Origin of the sequence: Methanobacterium veterum (assembly GCF_000745485.1) — an archaeon.
GTDB lineage: Archaea > Methanobacteriota > Methanobacteria > Methanobacteriales > Methanobacteriaceae > Methanobacterium_D > Methanobacterium_D veterum.
In genome coordinates, this window is record NZ_KN050693.1 from 134,417 (window position 1) to 158,324 (window position 23,908).

The following is a 23,908-nucleotide window of genomic DNA, read 5'->3' on the forward strand; positions in this document are numbered from 1 at the left end:
ACTTCCCAGTAGTTGTTATAGGGCATGGTTAGAACTGCTTCTATTATTTTTTTAAAGAGGGTTAATAACCACGATTTTAGTTTTAGTCATATCTTCAATGGCATATTTTATACCTTCTTTACCTAACCCGCTCATTTTACAGCCTCCAAAAGGCATGTTGTCCATACGGTATGTTGACGGTTTGTTTACTATAACTCCTCCAGATTCTATCTCTTTTACAGCTTTCATAGCATTGTTAATGTTATTTGTGAATATTCCTGCCTGTAATCCATATTTGGTGTTATTTGCAACTTTTACTGCTTCATCAATCCCATTTATGCGGATTATTGGCGAGATAGGGCCGAATGTTTCATATTGTACGATTTTCATTTTAGAATCAACATTGTCCAGGATCGTTGGCAGATATAAAGTCCCTTCACGCTTTCCACCACATAAAAGCTCTGCTCCATCATTTACGGCTTCATTTACTCTGTTTTCAACTTCAATTGCTGCTCCTTTATTTATTAAAGGGCCTACATCTGTTTCAGGATCCATGGGGTCTCCAGTAACAAGTTTTTTAGTATTATTTACAAATTTCTGGATAAATTCATCAGCTATTTTATCATCAAGAATCACACGCTTTACTCCAATACAAACTTGGCCTGCATTAAGATAAGAACCTCTTACAGCTGCTTCAACTGCTTTTTCTATATCTGCATCTTCAAGTACAATGAGTGGATCATTTCCACCAAGTTCAAGTGTTAATTTTTTCATCCCTGCCTGTTTAGATATATGTTCGCCGATTTCCACACTTCCAGTAAACGAGATCTTATTTACAACAGGGCTTGTTACAATCTCATCACCAATGGTTCTTCCATGCCCTGTTACAGCATTTAAGGCCCCATCTGGAAGGTAAAAATCCATAATTTCGGCCATTTTCAACGCGGTAAGCGGTGCTTTCATGGATGGTTTTAGAATCACACTGTTTTTAGCTGCAATTGCTGGTGCCACTTTATGAATTGCCAGGTTTAAAGGATAATTAAAAGGGGTTATAGCAGCAACCACACCTAATGGGAGCCGCATTGTAAAACCAATCACATTTTCCCCGCCGGCACAGGCATCCATGGGTATTGTTTCGCCGTATATACGTTTTGATTCTTCTGCTCCAAGTAAAATAGTTTGTATGGAACGATTAACTTCTTCTATTGAATCTTTAATGGGTTTACCGCAGTCAATGGTTATTAATTTTGCAAGGGATTTTGAATTTTTTGATAATTCTTCATGAATTCCATATAAATTTTCTGATATTTCACGGGATGAAAGATCATTTAGGGCTTTCTTTGCTCTGTTTGCAGCAATCAGTGCATTTTGCACGTCTTCGTGATTCCCTTGAGGTACTGTATCTATTACTTCATTATTGAACGGATTTCTAATTTCTATTTTCTCAGTTTTATCCATTAATTTACCGTTTATCAGCATGTCCATACTTTTACCTCCCGCTGTGAATAGATGTTTGCAGTATTTTATGTAATTAATATAATTAAATAATTAATTGTCGCTCATGTTCATGTCCAGAATCGTTATGTTAGCGCTATAATTTATGTAAATCATTGATTAAATAAATTGGAATTTTCTTAAACAAGTTCAACTTAAATTAACCAGTGACAGGTTAACATGAAGTATAAACTGTGCACCATGGACATGAGTAATTATAAAAAAAGTAGGTAGTATTAACTGTAAAATTGGTTATTAACTAAATTTAGGGAGTAATCCATTTAATGAATTGTTGATATTTTTCAAATCGGTCTTGTTAATTTCGCTACCCATTCCTGCTAAATAATTCTTGTAATAAAGTGCTGCTGCAATTACAATTACAATTATGCCGCCAAAAATTAGTAGATATTCCGCTGCACCCTGTGCCCTTTCTTCTTCTAGCATTCCCATATTTAACACCAACTAACCTGTTCCTAAAATCTTTGGACCCAACATTTGTATTACAACAAATATCCCATAGGCTGCCGGGGCCAGTAATAATGCAAATTTAACGCCTTTTCTTGCACTACCATACATAACAATACCAATTAACAGTGACGCTATGATGGAATGGATGATTATATAACCGCCTGCAGCAAGTGTTGCAGTTTCTGCAAGTGGATTTGGTTTACCTACAGACGCAATAAATGAATTGTATGTCATTATCATTCCGAGTGCAAAGGGGGCAGCTATTATGGCTGCGATAATAAGAAACATTACTGACATCATTACATTTGCTTTCCTTTCCCTTTGAAGTGCTAAAACAGCCCTTAAATCTTCTGCAACTGTTTCAACAACGTCAGATAGACTTCCACCAGTTTTTCTTCCTTCTAATATCATCCTGAATGTTCTATCTAAGTTTTTAGACTTAAGACGTTCGCCCATTGCAAGTATTGCATCATCAAATGTACTTCCAATTTTAATCTCTATTACAGCCCTTTTTAATTCATCAGTTAATGGGCCTTCTCCATGTCTTGAGACGTCTTCCAGAGCAGTTTCAAGACCAACACCTGCACGAAGTAAAGATGCGATCTGTCTTAAAAAATCAGGAGTTCCATTTTCAATAGCATCAACTCTGCGTTCCATCATGAAAAATATCCAAACACCAATAAGTATGGTGGGTATTACGAAACCAGCTAGCGCCCCTAAAATAGGGTTTATGCCAAGTAATAATGATAAAACAGCTGCGAGTACGGCTAACCCAATTGCAATTATGAGATCTAAAGTTATTATATCTGAAGCTTTAACATACATTCCACTTCTTATAAGCATTTCCTGCATCATAACTGCATATTTTTCAGGTATAATGTTGTCAATAATGTTAGATACTGGAGATAATGCACTGGGTATAATTGCCATTTTTCCACCTTATTTAATATTCTATTTCATATATAAATAATAGGCTGGTTCAAAGTGTTACATATATACTTTCATTTTGATATAAGAAGCGGTATAAAAGTATTAATTTGAAATGCCTTATCATATCTTTAACAGTAGTTTATCAACGCTATACAATATAATATTTCCTATTTTTATACTCCTATAATCAACGTAAAACTTTTATCTTTAGTTTAAATGGATACCTATCTAAAATAGAATTAATCACATTATATTTCACTATTATCCATACAATTAAAACTTAAATTATTTATTAAATGGTTATGAAGCGATAAATATTATATTTTTAGGATCACAATGATCATATTCATTTATATGGAATTTGTTTTTCTTTTTTAATGGATCAAGAGAATTAAACTTATATTGGTAATAATTTATTTCTGTTATTGTGAGTTAAGTCACTAAAGGGGTACTGGATTGTTTTTGATATATCGGAAATTAGTTCATTAAACATTAAAAGATTAAAAATCAGTTAAATACATTTTTTTTAGCTATAGTGTGGTTGTGGTTATATAAAAACTCATATCTAATTATAACTCTTATTTTGTCAGTATGGTCTTTAATAAACGGAGTATTTTATTTCAATAATATTAAATTTTATAAATAAAGTATTACATAGGAAATTCTAAAGTGGAGGTTGATAGTATGGCTCAATTTAAACCATTTGAAATGGATGGAATTCCTATAGAATCAGAATATATGAACTGGGAAGAAGTAATTCAGGAACCGTATGACAAGATGGATGTAGATCCTTATACTCGTACTAGAGTTATTCTAATGAATGGAATCGAGACTAATTCTGTATTAACATCTCATGCAGTGGAAAGAATGGCTGATAATCCTGAAATTAAGAAGCAAATGGCTGAAATACGTCGTGCAGACTCTCAGCAGCAGCAAACTGTAGACTGGCTTAATCCTCCTGATCAAACCATATTGGAAACTACCCTTGGTTATGAACAAGTTGCTGTAGATCTTACAGCAAACCTGGCTCAACACGAACCCGATTCCTATGTGAAAAGTACATTGGATTTTGCACTGCTTGAGGATTTTGACCATCTGTATAGATATGGATGCTTGATGCAGATACTGAATGGCGAAGACCCTGAACAAATAACTAAGGGAAAAACTGACATTAAACCTGGAAGACCTACCAGTATGGAGCACAGACATCCTGATGATTCCATGAGAAATCATTATGACAAGGATGAGGCCGAACTCAAGACAAAAATGAATTATATCACTATTACTTCCGGTGAACAGCAGACTGAACTATTCTACAAATCCCATGGAAATATGTGCAGTGATGATCTGGCACGTAAACTGTATTCCGAAATTGCAGAAATTGAAGAACAGCATGTAACTCAATATGGACTATTGGGTGATCCAAATGAGACTATGCTCGAAAAAGTAGCAATGATACAACTTAACGAAGCGTATAACTATTGTTCCGCTGCTTTAACAGAGCCAAACCGAAGGATAAGAAGGTTATGGGAACACTTTGCACAGATGGAAATCACCCACTTCAACATGTGTGCAGATTTAATTAAAAAACACGAAGGCAGAAACATTGAAGATATCATGCAGGCTGATTCGATTAGGCCTATGATAACTTTTGAACCCAATAAAAAGTATGTAGATAAAGTTTTAGAAGAACAGATTGACCTCATGCCTTATAATATGGAATTTGTGCACCTTGCAGATTTACCTGATAACTGGCCCTCCTTCCGGTATGAAAGAAAGGTCAATTCGGACCGTATCCCTTCAGAAGAAGTTGTAAAAGGTCTTGATGGTGGACTAGCAGAAAAAGAGAATGCAGAAATATACCAGAACTTCAGAAGACAGATGAATGAGAGAATTCAAAGTTCTAACGCTAAATAAATGGTATCAATTTAAAACTTAATTTCTTTTTTATTTAAATGAGTTCTTAACTTAATCATGCAAAACTCAATGATAAGGTTCTAATATAATTTAAAATAAACTGAATCCTGATTTTAATACAGATGTTTTTTTATTTAATGGCCAGTACACTAACTATTTTTCTAAATAAAATTCCTTCAGAATTTTAAGTCCTGATGAATTTAATTATCAAAATAAATGTCCGCTTTGACTTATTATAAATAAATGAGTTTAAGTACATTGAAATAATCAGATTAATAGATTACAGCTATTTTCAGCGGTTTAGTCCATATTTAAATATAAAGTAGGGGAATAATTTAGGTATATTATAAATTAATTTAATAGTGGGGATTTATATTGAATAAAACATTAAAAAGAGGACAACTGAAAAAAGAATTATCTATATTTTTAATCATTACCTTTGCAGCGACTTATATTCTTCAATTTTTTATTTATAGTATCGCTGGTTACATACCATCTCCACCTTCTCAAATATGGGTCGCCACGCTGGTATTGAGCATGTTTATACCTGCCACTGCGGCCATAATCTGTATTATTTACTTCAAATCTAGTGCCCTTACCAGAGAATCAAAAATTGTATTTACATTCTTCTTACTTTATGTTGTTTTATTTTCCTTTGAGAACTATTATCAGCCAGTAATGGGGAGTGTAATGGATCAGCCTGTTCTTTCAACCATTGTTGCAGTTTTAGGGATGTTAGCTGTAATACTGTTGAACTTGAAAAAGAAGTGGAGAAACGGCCTGAAAGCTTCAAAATTATCCTTTGGCAGGAACCGTAAATATTACCTCATTTTGCCATTAACTGTTCTTTTAATACTTATTTTTCAGGGTATTATAGTTTATTTCAGTGGTTTAGGCGCTCCTGCTGCGGAATTTAACATTTACACATTCTTCATAACATTGATACCTTATTTAATTTTTTCTTTCTTTACAATATGGGCATGGTATTTTGGAGAAGAATTTGGATGGAGAGTATACCTCCAGGACAGACTATTTCCTCTTTTAGGCAGTTATAAAGGTGTTCTGGTACTGGGTATCATATGGGGCGCATGGCATTATCCAATGAATGCAATGGGCTATAATTTTCCAGGACACCCCATTCTAGGTAATGTTTTAATGACAATTTTCACCATTGTAATGGGCATTATTTTAAGTTATGCAGTTTTAAAAACTGGAAGTGTCTGGGCAGCAATAATAATACATCTATTTAATAATAAAGCAGGTAATATTGTGGCAGCATATCTTGCTTATTCCAGTAATGGTTTACTGGGTAATATTATGGGCAGTGTACTTCTGGGAATATTTGCACTGATTCTTTTGAGATCTAAAGTCTGGAAAAGAGTTGAAAAGGTCCCCAAAATTCAATGAATATACAATAGTTAGAGGTAAATTATGGAAAATAACATGGTTCTTAAGTATGAAACGCCTTTAATGGAGGGAATTATGGAAAGGAGAAAAAGCCAGTTTACAATTGATGTTGTCATCGATAATGAAGTGGTGTCATTGCCCAACAACTGGAAGGATTGGGAATATTGATCTATCTGGAATACCTTGTTTACTATCTAAAGCAATGATCCAAAGCGTAAAACGCCGTATACTGTAGAAGCAGTTTCATTAGATCTACCTGAATCAAAAGAAAAATCATGGATTGGGCCAGAATGCTGCCAATCGATATGTAGAAAATGCTCTGGTGAAAGGTTTATTTCAAGATATGGTTAGTGGATATGATACAGTTCTCCGTGAACAGGTACTGGGAATTTCTAAACTGGACTTTCTTGTTGGAGATACTTATATTGAAGTTAAAATGCCACTATTAATTATACAGTTGCCTTATCCGAAACACATCAATACGAAAAAGGTTGGAAAATTCAGCTCTACAGAACGTTTTATTAAACATATCAATGAACTGGCAGGTAGCTTTACTACTAATCAGAGAGCAATTCTTTTAGTTTGTTTTATTTACGATAATCCTGGATTTAAGGTTGAAGTTAGGAGTACTAACAGTGATTTTGTAGAAAATGAAGTACAAAAGTGTATCTCAAAAGGAATGGAGATATGGCAGGTAAACTTCAGTATTTCACCTGAAGGAATAAAATTACTGAAGTATTTTGAGACAACACATGATTATGGATAAAGATTAGATTTCGTTGAATTATTTTTGGATAGTACTGGACTGAAAAAGATTATTGAGTATTTGGTAACATATAACTCTATGAAGAAGATTAAGATAGTTATCGTGTATTTTATAATACCCGACGGAAAAAGATAGCATAACATATATCTTTATGAAAAAAATGATTAGTTTCCTATTTTAAGTAATGACTCGATATTTTTAATATGGTTAAAATTTAAAATAACAGTACTTATATTGTGAGATATAATAAATTATGTAGATGGAAAATAATTATAGAGATTTTCTTAAGCAATTATAAATGAGTAAAAATTAAATTATTTTGATTGGTGATAATATGGCAGAAATAAAACAATTAATAGTTGGTATAACCCGAGAGGGCGATATAATCGTTAAAAGTGGAAGAGGCAAAATGTATTCTGTTAAAAAAATTCCAGGTTTAAAATTCACTTGTGAAGATTTATTCCAGGATGTAGAAAAAGAATTATACGCCACTATTGATACAGACGTTCAACCTTGGGAATGTATCGCTATAGAATAATTAGAGCGAATAATTATATAAAATAAAACTATATTTTAATATCATTTTTTTTAATTATTGGGTTTAGAGAGATGTAAGTATTCTATACCTCATTTATTTTTTTTTAGATTTTAAAGATTTAAATTCAATTAAATTTAACTAGTCTTAGTCAAAAAGGCCATCATATTAAGTTAAAGATCCCCATTTGCAGTTCGAACGCAAAATAGGCAAAAATTTTATTTTTTAAACAGTTCTTTTGTTCATTATTAATATAAGCAGTTCTACATAAACATTTATATTCTTGATAGTGTTAGTAATACATAAACTTCCCAATAAATAATTAATCGGGTTGTTATTATTAAATTAATTAAATTTCAAGGTTTATAATCAAGTTTAGGATTATGTGTGTTATATTACATGAAAAAATGCATTTGGATATCTATTTGGGTCATATAATTTAAATTCAAGGTCAGTAGTTTTAAATAATTATTAAAGTTAATTATGGGGGTAATGGCTTGGAAATGAATTTCACGTCTACAATATGTCCTTATTGCGGGTGTGGGTGCGGTTTAAACCTTGTTACTGTAGATGGTAAAATAAAAGGCGTTGAGCCCTGGAAAAGAAGTCCTGTAAATGAGGGAAAACTCTGTCCTAAGGGGAATTATTCCTATGAATTCATCAACCACGATGATAGACTTAAATATCCCTTAATTAAAGAAAATAATGGCTTTAAAAAGGCAACATGGGACGAAGCTCTCAGTTTAATTGCTTCTAAACTTAAAAAGATTAAGGAAGAAGATAAGGATGCTCTTGGATTTTTAGGATCTGCCAGATGCACCAATGAAGATAATTATATTTTTCAAAAGTTTGCCAGGACGGTAATAGGCACAAATAACGTTGATAACTGTGCAAATCTATGCCACGGCCCTTCAATTATGGGGTTAAACCTTACATTTGGTTCAGGAGCCATGACCAATTCTATTGATGATCTGGAAGAATCAGACTGCATTTTTATTATTGGATCAAACCCCCTGGAACAGCATCCCTTAATTGGGAGAAGGGTGTTAAGGGCAAAAAGGAAAGGGGCAAAAATTGTTGTGGTAGACCCAAGGTACACCAGCATCGCCCGGTTTGCAGACCTATTTTTGCCTCTTAAACCTGGAACAGATGTGGCGCTGATAAATTCTTTGATGAATGTCATAATGGAAGAAGGCCTTGAAGATAATGAATTCATTAATAAAAGAACAAAGAATTTTGAAGAGCTTGAGGAGCATATAAAAGAATTCGATCCTTATAAAGTTGAAAAGATCACAGGTACACCAGAAAGCCTCATAAAAGAAGCGGCACTAATGTACGGGCAGGCTGATAATGCTGTAATTCTTTACTGTCTGGGGATAACTGAACATATAAATGGCACTGATAATGTCATTTCACTGTCAAACCTGGCCATGCTTACTGGAAATATTGGAAAGAGGGGAACTGGGTTAAACCCTTTGAGAGGTCAAAATAATGTTCAGGGCTCCTGCGACATGGGTGTTATCCCCTATTTTTATCCTGGATATCAAAAAGTAATCATTGATGAAAACAGAGAGAAAATGGAAGACATATGGCGGTGCGGGGAATTAAATTATTTGCCGGGCATTCAACTTTCAGAAATGATGGAAGCTGCCTATGAAGGGACTATTAAAGGATTGTATTTGATGGGTGAAAACCCAATGGTAGCTGATCCTGATTTAAGACATGTAAAAGAATCACTGGAAAGATTAGAACTTCTAGTAGTTCAGGATATTTTTTTAACTGAAACTGCTGAACTTGCAGATTTTGTTTTACCTGCAGCCTGCTTTGCAGAAAAAAATGGTACATTTACCAACACTGAAAGAAGGGTAAGGCGCGTAAGAAAGGCAGCTAATTCTCCAGGTGAAGCTATGGAAGACTGGATGATAATCAGTAGACTGGCACGTGAAATGGGTTCAGATCTATTTAACTTTAAAGATTCAGGGGAAATTTTTAGTGAAATAAGAAAAGTGACACCGCAATATGGGGGTATGGACTTATCACGGATTAATAAGCCTGAAGGTTTACAGTGGCCATGCCCAACAGAGGATCATCCAGGCACAACAATTTTACACCAGGACAGTTTTTCTACTTCCGATGGAAAAGGTGTATTTTACAAAATAGAACCCAATAATTCAACTGAAATACAAAATCCAGAATATCCTTTTATTTTAACTACTGGAAGAGTTGTATTCCAATTTCAAACAGGCACCATGACCATGAGATCAGAAACTTTAACAAAACAATATCCTGAGAGCTATGTGGAAATAAATGACGAAGATGCCCATGTTTTGGGAATTATGAACGGTGAAAAACTCAATATTTCCTCGAAGATAGGTGACATTGATATCAAAGCCAGGATAACTTCAGATATAATGCCTGGAGTTATATTCGTTCCTTTCCATTTTGCTGAAGGAGAAGAAGTGATAAACGTTTTAACATGTGCTGAATCCCTTGATCCTGTTTCAAAGATGCCTCCCCTTAAGTTATGCCCTGTAAAAATTAGAAAGTCATGAACACTTAATAAGGTGAATTTTATGATCCAGATAGGAGATAAATTTTATTCAAATGCCGTAGATAATCTAATAGCAGAAAAAGGAGAATCAGGCGGATCGTTAACAGCATTATACAAGTTTTTACTTGAAGAAGGAATCATAGATGCTGTTCTTACAGTTAAAAGCGGTGCAGATATCTATGACGCTGTCCCTGTTTTAATAGATAACCCTGAAGATTTAATAGAATCTGCAGGTGCCCTTCACTGCGGAACCCTTAATATGGCAGTTATACTTGAAAAATATCTTGGAGGCGCTTTTGATATTAAAATTGCAGTTACAACTAAACCATGTGATGCAATGGCCATCAATGAATTAATAAAGAGGGGTAGAATAGCCAGGAAAAATATTATCATGCTTGGAATTAACTGCGGCGGAACTTTGCCTCCAGTTCCCACCATAAAAATGCTAAAAAGTCATGGAATTGACCCTGACACGGTTCTTAATGAAGAAATAAGTAAGGGTAAATTTATAATTGAAATTAAAGGGAACAAAAGGGAAAAAATTAGTATAGATGAGCTGGAAGAAGAAAATAACGGTAGGAGAGAAAACTGCAGGAGGTGTGAATTCAACATACCTCGAACGGCAGATCTGGCATTTGGAAATTGGGGAGTAATTGACAGCAGCAAAAATAGTTTTATTGAAGTGCTAACTGACAATGGCGCTAAAATATTGGATAAAGCTTCAAATAAAGGTATATTAAACCTGGATAAGGCACCAACAGGTGGTATTGGGGTAAGGGAAAAAATTGATAAAATTATGGTAAACCAGGCTAAAAAGTGGCAGGAAAAAATGTTCAGCCACGTGGGGGGTGAATTTTTAGCTGTGCTCTTTAAATATGAAAATGATCTTTCGAGGTGCATTAAATGCTTTGCATGTAAAGACTCATGCCCCATATGTTACTGCAGCGACTGCAGCTTAAAATCTGAAATTCCGGAATGGGTAAATAATACAGAAGTCCCTCCTAAACCTTTATTTCACATGGAAAGACTTATGCACATGGTAGATTCATGTATAAACTGCGGGCAGTGTGAAGACGTATGTCCTGCAGATATCCCCCTATCTAAAATAAGTCATGAAATTAACGTTAAGTTAAAAGAAATGTTTGATTATACACCTGGAATAAATGATGAACTTCCACCATTTTCGTACTTTTTAATAAAAAGAGATAAGAGATTTGGGGGTTAAATATGAAAATAACTGAAGATATAGATGATAACATATGCAAATTATCTTTAGAGGGTAAATTAGATGCATATCACTCCACTGAACTTGAAAAATGTATAAATAAAGTTATTGGAGACGGATGCATCAATTTATTGTTAAATTTTCAGAGAGTGGACTACATCAGCAGTTCAGGACTTAGAGTAGTACTTTCATCTTTAAAACAGCTTAAAAAATCAGGTGGTAAGATTATACTTTCCAACCTTCACCCTTATGTAATGGAGGTTTTTGAAATATCTGGATTTAAACAGATTTTTGAGATTTATGAAAGTGAAGAAGAAGCCTTAAAGTCATTTGAAGTTTAAATAACAATATGAGCCTTAATTCAAAACATTTATATTTAAACTTGATATAAGGATATTAAACAGCTTAAATACGTGTTTAAATTAACAATTTAAGCTTTGAGATGAAAAAAAGTTTGAATGGACTTAAAAATTATAAAAAATGAATAATTAAATTAAGAAAATGATCACAATAGAACTCTTATTAGATTTAGCAGAAAAGATATGTGTAATTTTAGTAATTGCATATCTGATAACCAGAACTAAAATTTTTCATGAAGTTCTGGACAGGAAATTTACCATTAAAAACATGGTATTTATCATCCTCGTTTTTGGTGCGCTCTCTATTTTCGGAACGTATTCTGGAATAACTATTAATGGGGCAATGGGAAACGTTAGAGACCTAGGACCCATGATAGCAGGGCTTGTTGGAGGCCCAGTGGCTGGTTTAGGTGCAGGACTTATTGGGGGGCTTTACAGATATTTCTTCTTAGGGGGAATCACTACATTTCCCTGTTCTTTATCTACAGTACTTGCAGGGCTTTTTGCAGGTATTATATACATCCTGAACAAGCGTAAATTCATCGGGATTATAGGTTCTGTATTGTTTGCAGCTTCCATGGAAGCATTTCACATGATTCTTGTTCTTTTACTTGCAAAACCATATCCTGAAGCATTTGTAATTGCACAAGAATTAAGTATACCTATGATAGTTTCTAATGCTCTGGGAATGCTTATATTTGCTTATTTCATCACCAATCTAGCTAAAGAAAGAAAAACAACTAAAGAAAGGGATGAATACTTTGACGAACTTCAAAGAAAGAAATATGAGCTTGAAATAGCTCATGAGATCCAGGAAAGCTTTTTGCCCCAGGAAATGCCAAATTTAGATGGTTATGACATTTTTGCCATAAATTTACCTGCAAAGGAAGTGGGCGGGGATTTCTATGATTTTATTCCAATTTCCAAAGACAAAATAGGAGTTACAATTGCGGATGTTTCTGGTAAAAGCGTTCCGGCAGCACTTTTTATGGCAGTTTCCAGAACAATTTTAAGGGCAAAGGCTATGGGGAACAGCAATGCTGCAGAAGTCATTAAAGACGCCAATAAACTTATAGCTGAAGATTCTGATACTGGAATGTTCGTTACCCTTTTTTATACCATACTTGACCTTAAAAATAAAACCATGGAATATGTAAATGCGGGACACAACAATCCAGTACTTTTTATAAGAAAAACTGGAACAATGGAATGTTTAAATGCTAAAGGAATAGCTTTAGGTGCTATAGACACGATAGAACTGGAAGAAAAGCAAATATATCTGGAAAGCGGTGATGTCATCGTCTTTTATACTGATGGAGTTACTGAGGCGATGAATGATAAAGAAGAATTTTTTGGCCAAAAAAAGCTGTATAAGTTAATTAAATCCTATTCTAACTTAAGCGCAGAGGGTATGGTCAATAAAATAAGGGAAGAGGTAATATCCTTCAGCCAGAATCAATCTCAATTCGATGACATCACTCTAATGGTTATAAAGGTGAAGTAAGTGGTTCAATGTACTGCCCTGAATATAAGTACTAAACTGGAAAAAATTCCCATTTTATCAAAGTTCATAGGTAATTCCATGCTTAAATTTGGTTTAGGGGACTATGGGCAATTTCAGGTTCAACTGGCAGTTGAAGAAGCTGTGACAAATATAATAAAACACGGAAGTCTTGAAGTAAATGATAAAATCAGTATTAAATGTCAAAAAAGGGATAATGAAATTCATATTATAATTGAGGACCCTGGCAAGCCGTTTAATCAAAAAGATGTTTGCGAACCTGACTTAAAAATTTCACCTTTAAAACGGGATCCTGGTGGTTTGGGGATTTATTTCATTAAAAAATACATGGATAAAATTAATTATACATATAAAGATGGAAAGAATATATTAACCCTGATAAAATACATTAAATGAGCTATTTTTCTTAGATATTAAAGTCAAGCTAATAATGGGTCAAAAAGTAGATTAATGAGAATTACTTTGTTTTTTATAATTTCTTCTTATTATGCCAAATACAATTATATGCAGTACTACTGCAAAAAAGATGGATATGGTCGAAATTAATGCGGGAACATGGATTTAAGAATAGAATATGATCAATGCATAGATTCCCACTGGAATTCCGAGTATTAAACTTACAAGTAACCCCGGATTATATTCATGGTTCCTTACTGAAACAATTACGTGGCTTAAACTGTTAAATACTGCAAAATAAGGGATCCATAAACCAAACATTATATTTGCAGATGATAGGACTGAGAAAATAGATATTAGAATCCAGACAATGGGGATATTGGCCCAGAATATAATTTTATCATTTAAAGGAAAATCACCTTCTTTAACATTGAACACATTCCTGTTAACATAATTTTTAAGAGAATTTCTATTAACATCGTTTTGATATGGGCTTAATTATTTTTCATTTTGATATAATTTCTAATTAATGATTTAAGATGTTTATATTGAAAAATACGCCCTTTAAACATGTTTTAATATTATTAATTATTATAAAATTTATATCATACATCTATTTTAAGGTTCTGCATGTTTTTAGAAATTCTCTTAAAACCGTTCCAGTTATGTTCCTCAAACTGGTGCAGTAAATAAATGGGGAACTGCAGCCAGATCAGAAATAGGAGTAAATTGTGGGGATTTATGAAAATATAAATAAGTACAGCTGCTATAAATGCAAAAAAAGACTTAATTTTGCCTAATTAGTATAAAGCCAGTTGATCATTGTAAATACTCCTGGAATTAATTATCTGTCCTCATAAGCACCTATTTTTTTATAAATTAACTAGAAACAAATAATATAAAGCAGCAAGTACTAAAACAATTATTATATTGGCAGTTAGCCTTTTCAAGAATTCATACCTTAAATATTTAAAATCTAAAAACATTATAACAGCTACTGCTCAGTACATATATTATATTAATTATTAGATTTCCCATTTAACTTCAGTTGTCTTTTATAAGCCCTGCCAGTATTTATTTTTTAGTTTGTAATATTAAAATAGCATTTAAATCTCAAAAATTCGAGGCGTGAAACAGTACATTATATCAATTAGTTAGATAAGGAGTAGAAAAATTTTAACATGATATAATACAATGTTAACCTTAATTTTATTTATTATCACTTGTTTGCATTTTAACGTATGCATTCCACCGCATATTGAACATATCGACCATAGAAGACGCTACTGCAGGGCTAGGGATCCATAAAGCAACTACTTTGTCAAGATCTAAAATTTCTTCATTTATTTTTGGAAACATGATCAGAAGTTCTTTTTCGTCGACTACTACGTATTTTATAGGAGGTTTTCCTGAAATTATCATGTCTGGCTGGACTTCAGCAAATGCGTTTACAAGGTCAATCTTACCTTCACTGGTTTTTACAACACCTCCTGCAATGATTCGAAAGCTGATAGAATTTCTTTTGGCTTTTTGGATGATAGATTTTAGGGACTCAACCTCTTCAGGGAAATACAAATCACCAGTCATCATGACGCTTTTTTTGGCTTTTGATATAATGTCCAGTGATTTAGCTGTAATATTAGCCTTACCGTGAATTAACCATACCTTTGGTATTTCCTTTTTAATCTGCTGGTCGTACATCATCGACATTTCACCCAGTAGTGCATCGATTTCTGTAAAAAGATTTGATCTGCGTTCATCGATTATGTTTCGCGGGTCTCGGGCAGTAAACAGCATAGGTCTCCCGTGTTCTACATTTATCCATCCTTGATCCTCTAACTTATTTAAAACATCATAAATCTTTGTCCTCGGTATATTTGCCTCTTTGGCAATATTTGAAGCGTCAACTGGCCCGAAATTTGTTATAACGATGTAAGTCTTTGCACCGTAATTTGTTAAGCCCAGCTTTTTCAGGGAAGACAGCATCTTCTCATCAAACATCATATTTTGTCACCTTTTCACTGGTTAAAGTTACATTATATTTATAAACTGCTTTCATTTTATAAAAGATAAAGATGGTGGTAACTATGAAAATTAAATACACGACTATGATAGTTAAGGATATGGATGAGTCAATTAAATTCTATAGGGACATTATGGGCTTTGAAATAGACAGCCAGTACGATCTAGGGCAGGCTGGAGCAATTACTCTGCTTAAAGGAGAAGGAGAAACTATGATAGAAATCATTAAAAATCCTGTAGACGAACCTGGACTGTTTTCAATAGGTATGGATGTTGAAGATATAAACTCCACAGTGAAAGAACTCAAATCCAAAGGTGCCAAAATCACCATGGAACCCACACCAATAACAGTTGGGACCCTTGCATTCTTAGAAGATCCAAATGGAGTACGAATAGCGTTAATTCAGCATCAATAGTCTTTTTTAAATTTTTTTGGGTTCTGGGGTTTTAAGAACATATAAATTATAATTTGGATGGGCAAACATGGAAACACAAATATCTAATGGCAAAAAAGTAGATAAAACAACGGTTTTACTGATTGCTACCATGGCCTCATTTTTAACCCCATTTATGGGCACTTCTTTAATTATCGCACTCCCCACCATTGCAAACGAACTGGCAGTCAATGCTATTCTTTTAAGCTGGATTTCAACAGCATATATTTTAACAGGTGCCATGTTTGCAGTTCCTTTCGGTAAAATTGCAGATGTTTATGGGATGAAAAAGATTTTTACATATGGTATTATCATTTTAACAGTCTCAACATTTCTGGCGGCAGTATCTCCCTCAGCTGAATTTTTAATTGTAACCAGGGCTGTTCAGGGTGTCAGCAGTGCAATGATAATGGTAACAGGGCTTGCCATGATAACATCAGTATTTCCTCCACAAGAGAGGGGTAGAGCGATAGGTATAAACCTCACTGTGGGATATGCTGGACTGGTCATGGGGCCTGTCTTAGGGGGCTTTTTAACACAATATCTTGGTTGGAGAAGTATATTCTATTTAATAGTACCTCTAGGCTTGCTTGTAAGTGTACTTATATTCTGGAAAATGAAGGGAAATGAATGGGCAGAATGTAAAGGTGAAAAGCTGGACCGCTGGGGAACATTACTTTATATCATTATGCTTGCACTGGTTTTAATAGGATTTTCAACTATTACTGACACTCTTGGAATGATAATGGTTATTTTAGGAATTATGGGCTTTATAAGCTTCGTCATGTGGGAATTAAAGGTTAAAAATCCTGTTTTAGAGGTGAAACTGTTCTTTAAAAATAAGAAATTTGCATTCTCTAATCTGGCAACATTTATAAGTTATATAAGTACATTTGCAGTGAGTTTTCTTCTGAGTTTGTACTTACAGTTCATAAAAGGGTTTGATCCTAGAACAGCTGGACTGATTCTTGTAATTCAAACAATTTTTATGGTAATTCTATCTCCAGTTGCAGGGAGGCTTTCTGATAAATTTGACCCTGGAAAATTGGCTTCAATGGGAATGGGAATAATAACCGTGGGACTCTTAATCCTTGCACTGATAACAGCTGAAACCAGTTTATATATTATAATACTGGCTTTGGCGATTATAGGGATTGGAATTGGAATATTTTCAGCCCCCAATGCAAACGTTATCATGGGGTCTGTTGAAAAGAAATATATGGGCTTATCTTCTGCAATATTAAGTACAATGAGAATTTTAGGCCAAACCTTTGGTATGGGATTGATTTTAGTGATATTTGCAGTCTACATTGGCGCAGTCCAGTTTAGCCCTCAAAATTATCCTGAACTTTTAATAAGTATTAAGATAACCTTCACAATTTCTGTAGTGCTGAGTTTAATAGCAGTTTTTGCATCACTGGCCCGAAATAGAAAATAAACGAGATTTTATTTTACTTTGTTTTTTCATATTTATTTCATAAAAATATAAATGATTAATATTGTACTTTACATGTTTTTAGCAGGATAAATTGAATAATACTAATATTATGTTCTTTTTTAGATGTTTCTATAGAAATTAGGGGGATGTATGTGAAAAGAATCTATGAATAGTTATATTGTGTGCTGGTTTAAAGTGGTATCTACATTAATTTAGTACTAATTTATAAAATAATATTACATTTATATGAAATAAATTCTATATTTATTATAGCACAAAAATGTTTAAAACTTAATAAAATGTTGGTATTATGGAATATTATGAAAATGAAGAATTCTGGTTTGTACTTTTTAAATTAAGATTACTTGCAACTAAAGATAAACGTCTTAAACCAAAAAAAGCCCATGAATTCCAGAGATCATTTGAAAATATACGCAGGATCAAAGAAGATGCATGTAAATTCCAGGACAACGATAAATATTTAGAAATAATTTTAATGGCTGATGAAATGGAAGAAACATTAAAAGCCGAACTAAAACAAAAAAATTACAAAATAGATGATTTTAAATGAGATAAATGAATTAATTGAAAATTTAAAACCTTCAGATTATTCAAAAAAAAACCAAAACTGCTTTTTAAAAGTTAATAGTTAATGGATTTTTTTTATTTCATGCGATATCTACATGTTAATTTTGGAAGCAGTTTAAATTAGAAATTAATATTATTTTTGCCGCTTTTTTTGTGGAATCAGTAGTCTTTAGGGTATTCCTCCCTTAAATTAAAATAAAAACCAGTTTGGAATAATTTTCAAATTTGCTATCTTTACTGTGTAAGTATAGGCTGGGGAGTATTTAGTTTAAATAACCATCTAAACTTTTTATGATTAATTAATTATTTATGTGCCTTTGGGGGTAACTATGCTTAAAAATACAACTTATTGTAGATAGTAAAATGATAACTGTGTTTTAATTATTTAAAATGTTGTGCTATTTTTAAAAAATATCAAACAGAAATGTATATATGTAATGCTCTATCAATTAATTGATATCAAAAATTTGATATATATTTTTGATATAAAAATTTGATATTTATAACTGATATAATAGCCATAATTTAGACTATAAATTTAAAGAAGATATTGTGGAAAATAGTTTAAAAAACTCATAAATTTCATGGTAACGGAGGATTAAGAATGAAAGAGGTTGGAGGATTAAGAATGTGGATACTCCATGTAATAGGTGAATTTGGACCGAGTAATGGTGTAGAAATTATGGCTAACGTCCAAAAACATTATGATTTACAATTTCAATGGTATGAAGGCACTCATGTACATCCGCATCATGCAAGCAGCACACAATCAAAAAGACTTTTGCCGGGTTCTGTATATCCTATGCTTAAAAAAATGGTATCTGAAGGTTTAATAACCAAGCAAGATGATGGGAAATATGATTTAACTGAGAATGGGAAAATCATAGTAACTAATTTATTTGAACATTTTAGGTCTAATGAATTGGATCGTGGAGTGCTTTCTGTAGAAAATTCATTAGAGGCAATGAACTGGCATGCATCTTATATGGAAGAGCTTGATAAAGAGGAAATTACTTCTTACAAAGAATCAATTGAATTACTCATTGAAAGACTTAAAAAAATAAAAGAATCGCTTAAATAATGAGATTATTATAAAAACGCTTGAAAAAAGGCTTACAAACAATTTGTAGCCGTAAAAAATCAAAGATTTTTCACATGCCATGAAACAAAAGTTTCGAGGGTATTGATACTTAATTTTTAATTTTTATAGCTAATTAGCGGCAGCTATCTTCAAATTTCAAATTAGAGCCAAAAAATATGACAAAGACTAAAAATGCAGATAGACGATTGAATTAATAACAAGAAGTCCTTGAAAAGTAGTTAATTATCAGTTTTTTAATCAAAAATCTAATCAATATCTAAATTTAATCAAAATGAACGAATTATATGGGTGAATTAACATATGGATGCAGAAAATGATGTTTTAAAACATTTTAAATTGATCATATCTGGACTTATAATTAGTCTCTTAATAGTTTCATTAGATAGTACCATCACCACTACAGCTATGCCTAATATTATTGCAAGTTTAGGTGGCCTGGAATACTATGTTTGGCCGGTTACGATTTATCTTGCAACTGTAATAATTTCTGCCATGCTTTCAGGCAAGCTTTCTGATTTCTATGGCAGTAAAAAAGTATTGATATGCGCATTACTGGTCTTTATATTAGGTTCCGTTCTTTGCGGGTTTTCACAAAATATGACTGAACTCATACTATTTAGGGCACTGCAAGGGTTAGGTGCGGGTATAATTGTGACCGTGCCGAAGAAAATTATTGCCGAAATGGTTCCGCCAAGACAAAGAGGAAAATATATGGGTTTATTTGGTATTGCAGGTGGTATTTCAACTGTAGTAGGCCCTACACTGGGAGGTTTTATAACAGATTCCCTCGGATGGCAGTGGATATTCTTTGTAAATGTTCCAATAGGAATCATAGCACTAAGTTTAATTATTCCATATCTCCCTGAATTTGGAGTAACTGTAAAAGAAAAAATAATGGATTACCTGGGCATTATAACATTTACAGGCGCTTTAACATCATTTTTAGCGGCTTTAACTTGTAGCCAGCAAAATACTGTCATTTCGCAGGTATTACTGGATTCATTATGGATATTTGCAGTAATCATGTTTTTTGGATTTATATATGCTGAAAGAAAAGCTAAAGAACCTGTACTGCCATTATATCTATTTAAAAACTCGGTATTTACTATTTCAACCGTTTCAGTATTTTTGTTAGGTGCTATAACATTAGCAGGTACGGTTTACATTCCACTTTTCTTACAATCAGTCCAGGGCTTAAGCCCTTCATCGTCGGGGGCATATCTAACTCCACTGATGTTTACCATGATCATAACTGCAGTTTTATCCGGCCAGGTAATTTCAAAAACAGGCACTTACAAAAAGCTCGCTATCCTATCTTTTGCCATAGGCGCTGCAGGTATGTTCTTACTTTCAACACTCACTCCAAACACATCCGGCCTGGAAATAATCATTTATGAAATTATCATAGGTATAAGTGCAGGTTTGGCAATGCCGTTGTTTACTGTTGCAGCTCAAAATTCAGTTGCAAAACGAGATTTAGGTGTTGTAACCGCATCATCAATGTATATCGAACAGCTTGGAAGCGTAATTGGTTTAGCTGTTCTAGGGACAATTGCAAACATGACTTTGAACATCAATTTGCAAAATACGGTACATGTTTCATCATCATTACTTGTCACAGCTATTTGCAATGTATTTGCAGTAGCAGTACTAATGAACATAATTGGACTAGTATTATGCCTATTCTTAAAAGATATATGCATGAGCAATGAAATAGATGGAGAAGAAATAGGCTACCAAGATTTAGCTGAGTCAAAAAAGGAGAAAGAGTTTGATGTTTAATTTTTCTTTTTTTTAAATTTTGAAAACTAATTATAAATATTTATTTAAGTAAACATATTTTTATACCTGCTAAGGAGAAACAAGAGCAATTTTTAAAGGTTAAAGAAGCGATAATAACTTTTATATTGCTTATTTTTGCATTAAGCAGTGTCTTTTATTTTTTAATTATATCTGAAGGATCTATTGAGGCGGGGAATGGAATTTTTAGCCCCTCAACTGGCTAAATTAACTACTTTTACAAAAGTAGCTATTATAAGTGGAATTATATGGGCAGTCTGGCATTTCCCTTTAATAATATTTTCTAACTATAACTCTATTACCTCATTATGGTATGCACTACCCCTGTTTTTAATATCAGTTTTGGTATAAGTTTTATAGCGCGGCTGCGATTAAAATCAGGCAGTATATGGCATGCGGTCCTTTTAAATGCAGGCAGCAATCATGTTCAAAATATATTTGATCCCTTAAGTAGTGAAAGTTTAACTCCATACCTTGTTGGGGAAAATAATTGTAGTAGGGGTAATTTTAATTATTGCACTTATATTCTGGACAAGGAGGGATAAACTGCAGGATATGATGATTACTGGTTCTTAAATTTCTCAATTTAACTATTTTTATCTCCTAAAATTTGTCTGTTGCATTTTAAGGATAGATTTTAAATGGAGTAAATCGGTAATTTCATTAAAACTTATTTTTTGCTGTAGAAATTTTAAAATAGATCAAGCAAAATTGAACATCTAAAACTGTGAAAATTATCTTTAAATAAGGAGTTATTGATATTTTAAAAAGCTTAGGAAATAATTTATTGAAAAAAAGTTATTTGACCTGATGCTGGTTTTATATTGTAAAATTAACCTGTTTTTAGCCACATGGCCACTATGCTTATAGAAAAAATTAAATTAAAAATGGAAAATAATAACTTATCTTCTTTTTTTCTTGGTTTTAGAAGTGTCTGTATCGCTGGCAGTGTTTTGTGTAGCATTTACCACAGTCATATTCGTATAAGCCGGCTGGCCTGTTACTAGAATAACTACATTAATTGACCCGTATCCGTTACTAATTGTTGTAGTGGCAGTATTTTCTCCAACCACTTGATTTTGGCTGTTATATGCTGTTAATTTAACTGTTACTTGAGAATAATCTGTGTTACTTGCACTTTTTAGATTTCCAGCGACCAGCCAACTGGTTTTTTCTGCATTATTCCACTGCCCATTAAGATTTCCGTCTACCGCTATGTCAGTTTGCGGATTGGTATTATTGGAACTAGTACATCCGGATATTCCTAAAATAATAACTAAGATAAAACAAATTCCTAGTAAAGATAGATATTTTACCTCCATTGAATCCTCCCCATATATTGTCTAATTAGACAATGTATTAAACAGGGTAATATAATTATTTGAAGAAGTCCGTGTTTTGGGTATTTTAATTTGTAAAACTGGACGAGTTTTAACTATGAAGTTGATATATTTTTTTATAATGGAGTTTTTTTAAGGCATAGTAACTAAACTATCCCGTATTTTATGTTGTATTTTATCTAAAAATGGGAATTTACAATTATTTTTTTAAACTATGAAACACCTGTGACATTCTGGAAATGGCCGTTAAATCATGTAGAACTCATTTTTGAGGTTATAAAGTTTGAAATAAAAAAATGCATGGAAACTAATAAAAAATGGAATATTTCAATAAAAAATTTAAACATTGGAATGGGGTTATATTAATAATATTGATATAACCTTTGAAAATATTGAATTTAATATTGATATTTTCAATATGTTTATATAGTATAACTTAAGAATATTAAATTGCATTAACACAATATTGATTATTTGAAGTTATGAATAAATATTTTTAAGGGGAGGGTATCATGAAGGCAAAAAAATTAAAAATATACATTAAAACATCTAAATTCTCAGTTCCAATCCCTGCATTACGATTTTCAACGCTTAGATGGATTTCTAAAATTATAATCAAATACGGCCCTTCTAAAATGAGAACGGGGTGGCTGCCTCAATCTGCTGAATATGAAAATATTGAATCAATTTTAAAGAACATAACCTGTAAAGATGTCGACCAACTTATCGACCAGTTGGAACAGGAAGAACCGTTTGAAATGGTGGATATTGAAACCTACGACGAAAAAGAAGGAAATACAGTCGTTAAAATTTACACAGTGGGGTGAAATGGTTTATGAAGCGTGAAGTACCTGGAAACTGTCCAATATGCGGCGGTGAAACTAAAGTTACAGAGATACACTGCAGGAAATGTGAAACAACCATCAAGGGTGAATTTGATCTATGCAAGTTCTGCAGATTAACTGAACAACAGAAATACTTCGTTGAAGTTTTTATTAAAAATAGGGGCAATATCAAGGAAATTGAAAAGGAATTGGGGATATCTTACCCTACTGTAAGGAATAAACTGGATGAAGTGATTTTTGCTTTGGGACACAAAGTTGAAAAACCAGCTGTTAATCAAAAAGAGATTTTAGAGAAGCTTAGCCGGGGAGAAATTAGCAAAGAAGAGGCTTTGAAGTTACTAAATGAATAATAAAATATTGGGGGAGATTAGATGATGTCTAAAAACGTATCAGAAGAAAGGATAAAAATTTTGGAAATGGTTGAAGAAGGAACAATCGATGCATCTGAGGCAATGGAGCTGCTCAGCGCCCTGGAAAGAAATCAGGAAGAAATTGTGCCTAAAAAGAATGCTAAATGGTTAAAAGTTAGGGTAAAAACCATGGAAAATGAGTCAAAGGTAAATGTTAACATACCCTTGGCACTGGTTGATGTAGGATTAAAACTTGCAAAAACCTATGACCCTAAATTAAAGGAGTCTGGCCTCGATAAAATTGACATTGAAGAAATTATGGAAGCTGTTAAAAATGGGGCAGAAGGAAAAATTGTGGAAGTGGAAGATGAGGAAAATCAAACCAGAGTTAAGGTGTACGTGGAGTAGGAACTGGTTCATTAAAAAATCAAAATAAATTG

23 protein-coding genes and 1 pseudogene are annotated in these 23,908 nt (G+C 33.0%); 18 read left to right on the plus strand and 6 right to left on the minus strand.

Going from position 1 to position 23,908, the window contains the following annotated elements; genetic code table 11:
- Positions 1 to 51: 51 nt before the first annotated feature.
- The 3 genes from EJ01_RS10850 to EJ01_RS10860 all read right to left on the minus strand — a co-directional run bounded on the left by EJ01_RS10850 (position 52) and on the right by EJ01_RS10860 (position 2,871).
- The gene (locus EJ01_RS10850) at positions 52 to 1,464 is read right to left on the minus strand and encodes a lactaldehyde dehydrogenase (RefSeq protein ID WP_048192881.1); all 1,413 of its coding nucleotides are present in this window, start codon (positions 1,462 to 1,464) and stop codon (positions 52 to 54) included.
- Between the two features lie 264 nt (positions 1,465 to 1,728).
- A complete protein-coding gene (locus tag EJ01_RS10855; RefSeq protein WP_048082959.1) occupies positions 1,729 to 1,923 on the minus strand; it encodes a class III signal peptide-containing protein in 195 nt (64 codons plus the stop codon).
- A gap of 12 nt (positions 1,924 to 1,935) precedes the next feature.
- Positions 1,936 to 2,871, minus strand: a complete 936-nt coding sequence (locus EJ01_RS10860; RefSeq protein ID WP_048082958.1) for a type II secretion system F family protein — start codon at positions 2,869 to 2,871, stop codon at positions 1,936 to 1,938.
- A gap of 684 nt (positions 2,872 to 3,555) precedes the next feature.
- Between EJ01_RS10860 and EJ01_RS10865 the strand changes: the two genes are divergently transcribed.
- From EJ01_RS10865 to EJ01_RS10905, 10 genes are all read left to right on the plus strand, one after another.
- On the plus strand, positions 3,556 to 4,788 hold the full coding sequence (locus EJ01_RS10865) for a hypothetical protein (protein WP_048082957.1): 1,233 nt from the start codon (positions 3,556 to 3,558) through the stop codon (positions 4,786 to 4,788).
- Between the two features lie 375 nt (positions 4,789 to 5,163).
- The gene (locus tag EJ01_RS10870) at positions 5,164 to 6,195 is read left to right on the plus strand and encodes a CPBP family intramembrane glutamic endopeptidase (RefSeq protein WP_048082956.1); all 1,032 of its coding nucleotides are present in this window, start codon (positions 5,164 to 5,166) and stop codon (positions 6,193 to 6,195) included.
- 36 nt (positions 6,196 to 6,231) lie between these two features.
- Entirely contained in the window at positions 6,232 to 6,363 is a 132-nt protein-coding gene (locus EJ01_RS17985) for a hypothetical protein (RefSeq protein WP_269221178.1), read from the plus strand.
- A gap of 112 nt (positions 6,364 to 6,475) precedes the next feature.
- Complete coding sequence (locus tag EJ01_RS10875; protein ID WP_211251465.1) at positions 6,476 to 6,961, plus strand: DNA/RNA nuclease SfsA; 486 nt, start codon at positions 6,476 to 6,478, stop codon at positions 6,959 to 6,961.
- Positions 6,962 to 7,295: 334 nt separating this feature from the next.
- The gene (locus EJ01_RS10880; protein ID WP_048082955.1) at positions 7,296 to 7,499 is read left to right on the plus strand and encodes a hypothetical protein; all 204 of its coding nucleotides are present in this window, start codon (positions 7,296 to 7,298) and stop codon (positions 7,497 to 7,499) included.
- Between the two features lie 500 nt (positions 7,500 to 7,999).
- Positions 8,000 to 10,048 (plus strand): formate dehydrogenase subunit alpha, encoded by a 2,049-nt coding sequence (gene fdhF / locus EJ01_RS10885; RefSeq protein ID WP_211251468.1) that lies wholly within the window; start codon positions 8,000 to 8,002, stop codon positions 10,046 to 10,048.
- Between the two features lie 21 nt (positions 10,049 to 10,069).
- Positions 10,070 to 11,272, plus strand: coding sequence for a Coenzyme F420 hydrogenase/dehydrogenase, beta subunit C-terminal domain (locus EJ01_RS10890; RefSeq protein ID WP_048082953.1), 1,203 nt, complete (start codon positions 10,070 to 10,072; stop codon positions 11,270 to 11,272).
- 2 nt (positions 11,273 to 11,274) lie between these two features.
- Positions 11,275 to 11,613, plus strand: a complete 339-nt coding sequence (locus EJ01_RS10895) for an STAS domain-containing protein (protein ID WP_048082952.1) — start codon at positions 11,275 to 11,277, stop codon at positions 11,611 to 11,613.
- Positions 11,614 to 11,773: 160 nt separating this feature from the next.
- On the plus strand, positions 11,774 to 13,135 hold the full coding sequence (locus EJ01_RS10900) for a SpoIIE family protein phosphatase (RefSeq protein WP_048082951.1): 1,362 nt from the start codon (positions 11,774 to 11,776) through the stop codon (positions 13,133 to 13,135).
- A complete protein-coding gene (locus tag EJ01_RS10905) occupies positions 13,136 to 13,549 on the plus strand; it encodes an ATP-binding protein (protein ID WP_052376094.1) in 414 nt (137 codons plus the stop codon).
- 165 nt (positions 13,550 to 13,714) lie between these two features.
- Here EJ01_RS10905 and EJ01_RS10910 read toward each other — a convergent pair.
- Both EJ01_RS10910 and EJ01_RS10915 read right to left on the minus strand, forming a co-directional pair.
- Positions 13,715 to 13,996 (minus strand): annotated as a pseudogene (locus EJ01_RS10910) (HXXEE domain-containing protein); the annotation flags it as partial.
- A gap of 762 nt (positions 13,997 to 14,758) precedes the next feature.
- Positions 14,759 to 15,553 (minus strand): TrmB family transcriptional regulator, encoded by a 795-nt coding sequence (locus EJ01_RS10915; RefSeq protein ID WP_048082949.1) that lies wholly within the window; start codon positions 15,551 to 15,553, stop codon positions 14,759 to 14,761.
- A gap of 83 nt (positions 15,554 to 15,636) precedes the next feature.
- On the opposite strand from EJ01_RS10915, the gene EJ01_RS10920 reads away from it, so the two are divergent.
- The 5 genes from EJ01_RS10920 to EJ01_RS10940 all read left to right on the plus strand — a co-directional run bounded on the left by EJ01_RS10920 (position 15,637) and on the right by EJ01_RS10940 (position 20,915).
- Positions 15,637 to 15,987, plus strand: a complete 351-nt coding sequence (locus EJ01_RS10920) for a VOC family protein (protein ID WP_048082948.1) — start codon at positions 15,637 to 15,639, stop codon at positions 15,985 to 15,987.
- Positions 15,988 to 16,054: 67 nt separating this feature from the next.
- On the plus strand, positions 16,055 to 17,443 hold the full coding sequence (locus EJ01_RS10925; protein ID WP_048082947.1) for an MFS transporter: 1,389 nt from the start codon (positions 16,055 to 16,057) through the stop codon (positions 17,441 to 17,443).
- 310 nt (positions 17,444 to 17,753) lie between these two features.
- Positions 17,754 to 18,014 (plus strand): hypothetical protein, encoded by a 261-nt coding sequence (locus EJ01_RS10930; RefSeq protein WP_048082946.1) that lies wholly within the window; start codon positions 17,754 to 17,756, stop codon positions 18,012 to 18,014.
- Between the two features lie 621 nt (positions 18,015 to 18,635).
- Entirely contained in the window at positions 18,636 to 19,112 is a 477-nt protein-coding gene (locus EJ01_RS16610) for a PadR family transcriptional regulator (RefSeq protein WP_052376096.1), read from the plus strand.
- Positions 19,113 to 19,433: 321 nt separating this feature from the next.
- The gene (locus EJ01_RS10940; protein WP_048082945.1) at positions 19,434 to 20,915 is read left to right on the plus strand and encodes an MDR family MFS transporter; all 1,482 of its coding nucleotides are present in this window, start codon (positions 19,434 to 19,436) and stop codon (positions 20,913 to 20,915) included.
- 920 nt (positions 20,916 to 21,835) lie between these two features.
- On the opposite strand, the gene EJ01_RS10945 is transcribed toward EJ01_RS10940, so the two are convergent.
- The gene (locus tag EJ01_RS10945; RefSeq protein WP_048082944.1) at positions 21,836 to 22,255 is read right to left on the minus strand and encodes a hypothetical protein; all 420 of its coding nucleotides are present in this window, start codon (positions 22,253 to 22,255) and stop codon (positions 21,836 to 21,838) included.
- Between the two features lie 530 nt (positions 22,256 to 22,785).
- Here EJ01_RS10945 and EJ01_RS10950 point away from each other — a divergent pair.
- The 3 genes from EJ01_RS10950 to EJ01_RS10960 are packed head-to-tail and all read left to right on the plus strand — an operon-like array spanning position 22,786 to position 23,876.
- Positions 22,786 to 23,100, plus strand: a complete 315-nt coding sequence (locus EJ01_RS10950) for a hypothetical protein (RefSeq protein ID WP_048082943.1) — start codon at positions 22,786 to 22,788, stop codon at positions 23,098 to 23,100.
- An 8-nt stretch (positions 23,101 to 23,108) separates the two neighbouring features.
- Positions 23,109 to 23,468, plus strand: a complete 360-nt coding sequence (locus tag EJ01_RS10955; RefSeq protein WP_048082942.1) for a DUF2089 domain-containing protein — start codon at positions 23,109 to 23,111, stop codon at positions 23,466 to 23,468.
- A 21-nt stretch (positions 23,469 to 23,489) separates the two neighbouring features.
- On the plus strand, positions 23,490 to 23,876 hold the full coding sequence (locus EJ01_RS10960) for an SHOCT-like domain-containing protein (protein ID WP_245611200.1): 387 nt from the start codon (positions 23,490 to 23,492) through the stop codon (positions 23,874 to 23,876).
- Positions 23,877 to 23,908 lie beyond the last annotated feature (32 nt).

What these genes read in the sequence shown, in the direction of transcription:
- EJ01_RS10950 (WP_048082943.1), top strand. Translation starts at nt 22,786, where the DNA reads ATGAAGGCAAAAAAATTAAAAATATACATTAAAACATCTAAATTCTCA.
- EJ01_RS10900 (WP_048082951.1), top strand. Translation starts at nt 11,774, where the DNA reads ATGATCACAATAGAACTCTTATTAGATTTAGCAGAAAAGATATGTGTA.
- EJ01_RS10960 (WP_245611200.1), top strand. Translation starts at nt 23,490, where the DNA reads ATGATGTCTAAAAACGTATCAGAAGAAAGGATAAAAATTTTGGAAATG.
- EJ01_RS10860 (WP_048082958.1), bottom strand. Translation starts at nt 2,871, where the DNA reads ATGGCAATTATACCCAGTGCATTATCTCCAGTATCTAACATTATTGAC.
- EJ01_RS10850 (WP_048192881.1), bottom strand. Translation starts at nt 1,464, where the DNA reads ATGGACATGCTGATAAACGGTAAATTAATGGATAAAACTGAGAAAATA.
- EJ01_RS10955 (WP_048082942.1), top strand. Translation starts at nt 23,109, where the DNA reads ATGAAGCGTGAAGTACCTGGAAACTGTCCAATATGCGGCGGTGAAACT.
- EJ01_RS10920 (WP_048082948.1), top strand. Translation starts at nt 15,637, where the DNA reads ATGAAAATTAAATACACGACTATGATAGTTAAGGATATGGATGAGTCA.
- EJ01_RS16610 (WP_052376096.1), top strand. Translation starts at nt 18,636, where the DNA reads ATGAAAGAGGTTGGAGGATTAAGAATGTGGATACTCCATGTAATAGGT.
- EJ01_RS10945 (WP_048082944.1), bottom strand. Translation starts at nt 22,255, where the DNA reads ATGGAGGTAAAATATCTATCTTTACTAGGAATTTGTTTTATCTTAGTT.
- fdhF (WP_211251468.1), top strand. Translation starts at nt 8,000, where the DNA reads ATGAATTTCACGTCTACAATATGTCCTTATTGCGGGTGTGGGTGCGGT.
- EJ01_RS10895 (WP_048082952.1), top strand. Translation starts at nt 11,275, where the DNA reads ATGAAAATAACTGAAGATATAGATGATAACATATGCAAATTATCTTTA.
- EJ01_RS10930 (WP_048082946.1), top strand. Translation starts at nt 17,754, where the DNA reads ATGGAATATTATGAAAATGAAGAATTCTGGTTTGTACTTTTTAAATTA.
- EJ01_RS10855 (WP_048082959.1), bottom strand. Translation starts at nt 1,923, where the DNA reads ATGGGAATGCTAGAAGAAGAAAGGGCACAGGGTGCAGCGGAATATCTA.
- EJ01_RS10915 (WP_048082949.1), bottom strand. Translation starts at nt 15,553, where the DNA reads ATGATGTTTGATGAGAAGATGCTGTCTTCCCTGAAAAAGCTGGGCTTA.
- EJ01_RS10880 (WP_048082955.1), top strand. Translation starts at nt 7,296, where the DNA reads ATGGCAGAAATAAAACAATTAATAGTTGGTATAACCCGAGAGGGCGAT.
- EJ01_RS17985 (WP_269221178.1), top strand. Translation starts at nt 6,232, where the DNA reads ATGGTTCTTAAGTATGAAACGCCTTTAATGGAGGGAATTATGGAAAGG.
- EJ01_RS10865 (WP_048082957.1), top strand. Translation starts at nt 3,556, where the DNA reads ATGGCTCAATTTAAACCATTTGAAATGGATGGAATTCCTATAGAATCA.
- EJ01_RS10890 (WP_048082953.1), top strand. Translation starts at nt 10,070, where the DNA reads ATGATCCAGATAGGAGATAAATTTTATTCAAATGCCGTAGATAATCTA.
- EJ01_RS10925 (WP_048082947.1), top strand. Translation starts at nt 16,055, where the DNA reads ATGGAAACACAAATATCTAATGGCAAAAAAGTAGATAAAACAACGGTT.
- EJ01_RS10940 (WP_048082945.1), top strand. Translation starts at nt 19,434, where the DNA reads ATGGATGCAGAAAATGATGTTTTAAAACATTTTAAATTGATCATATCT.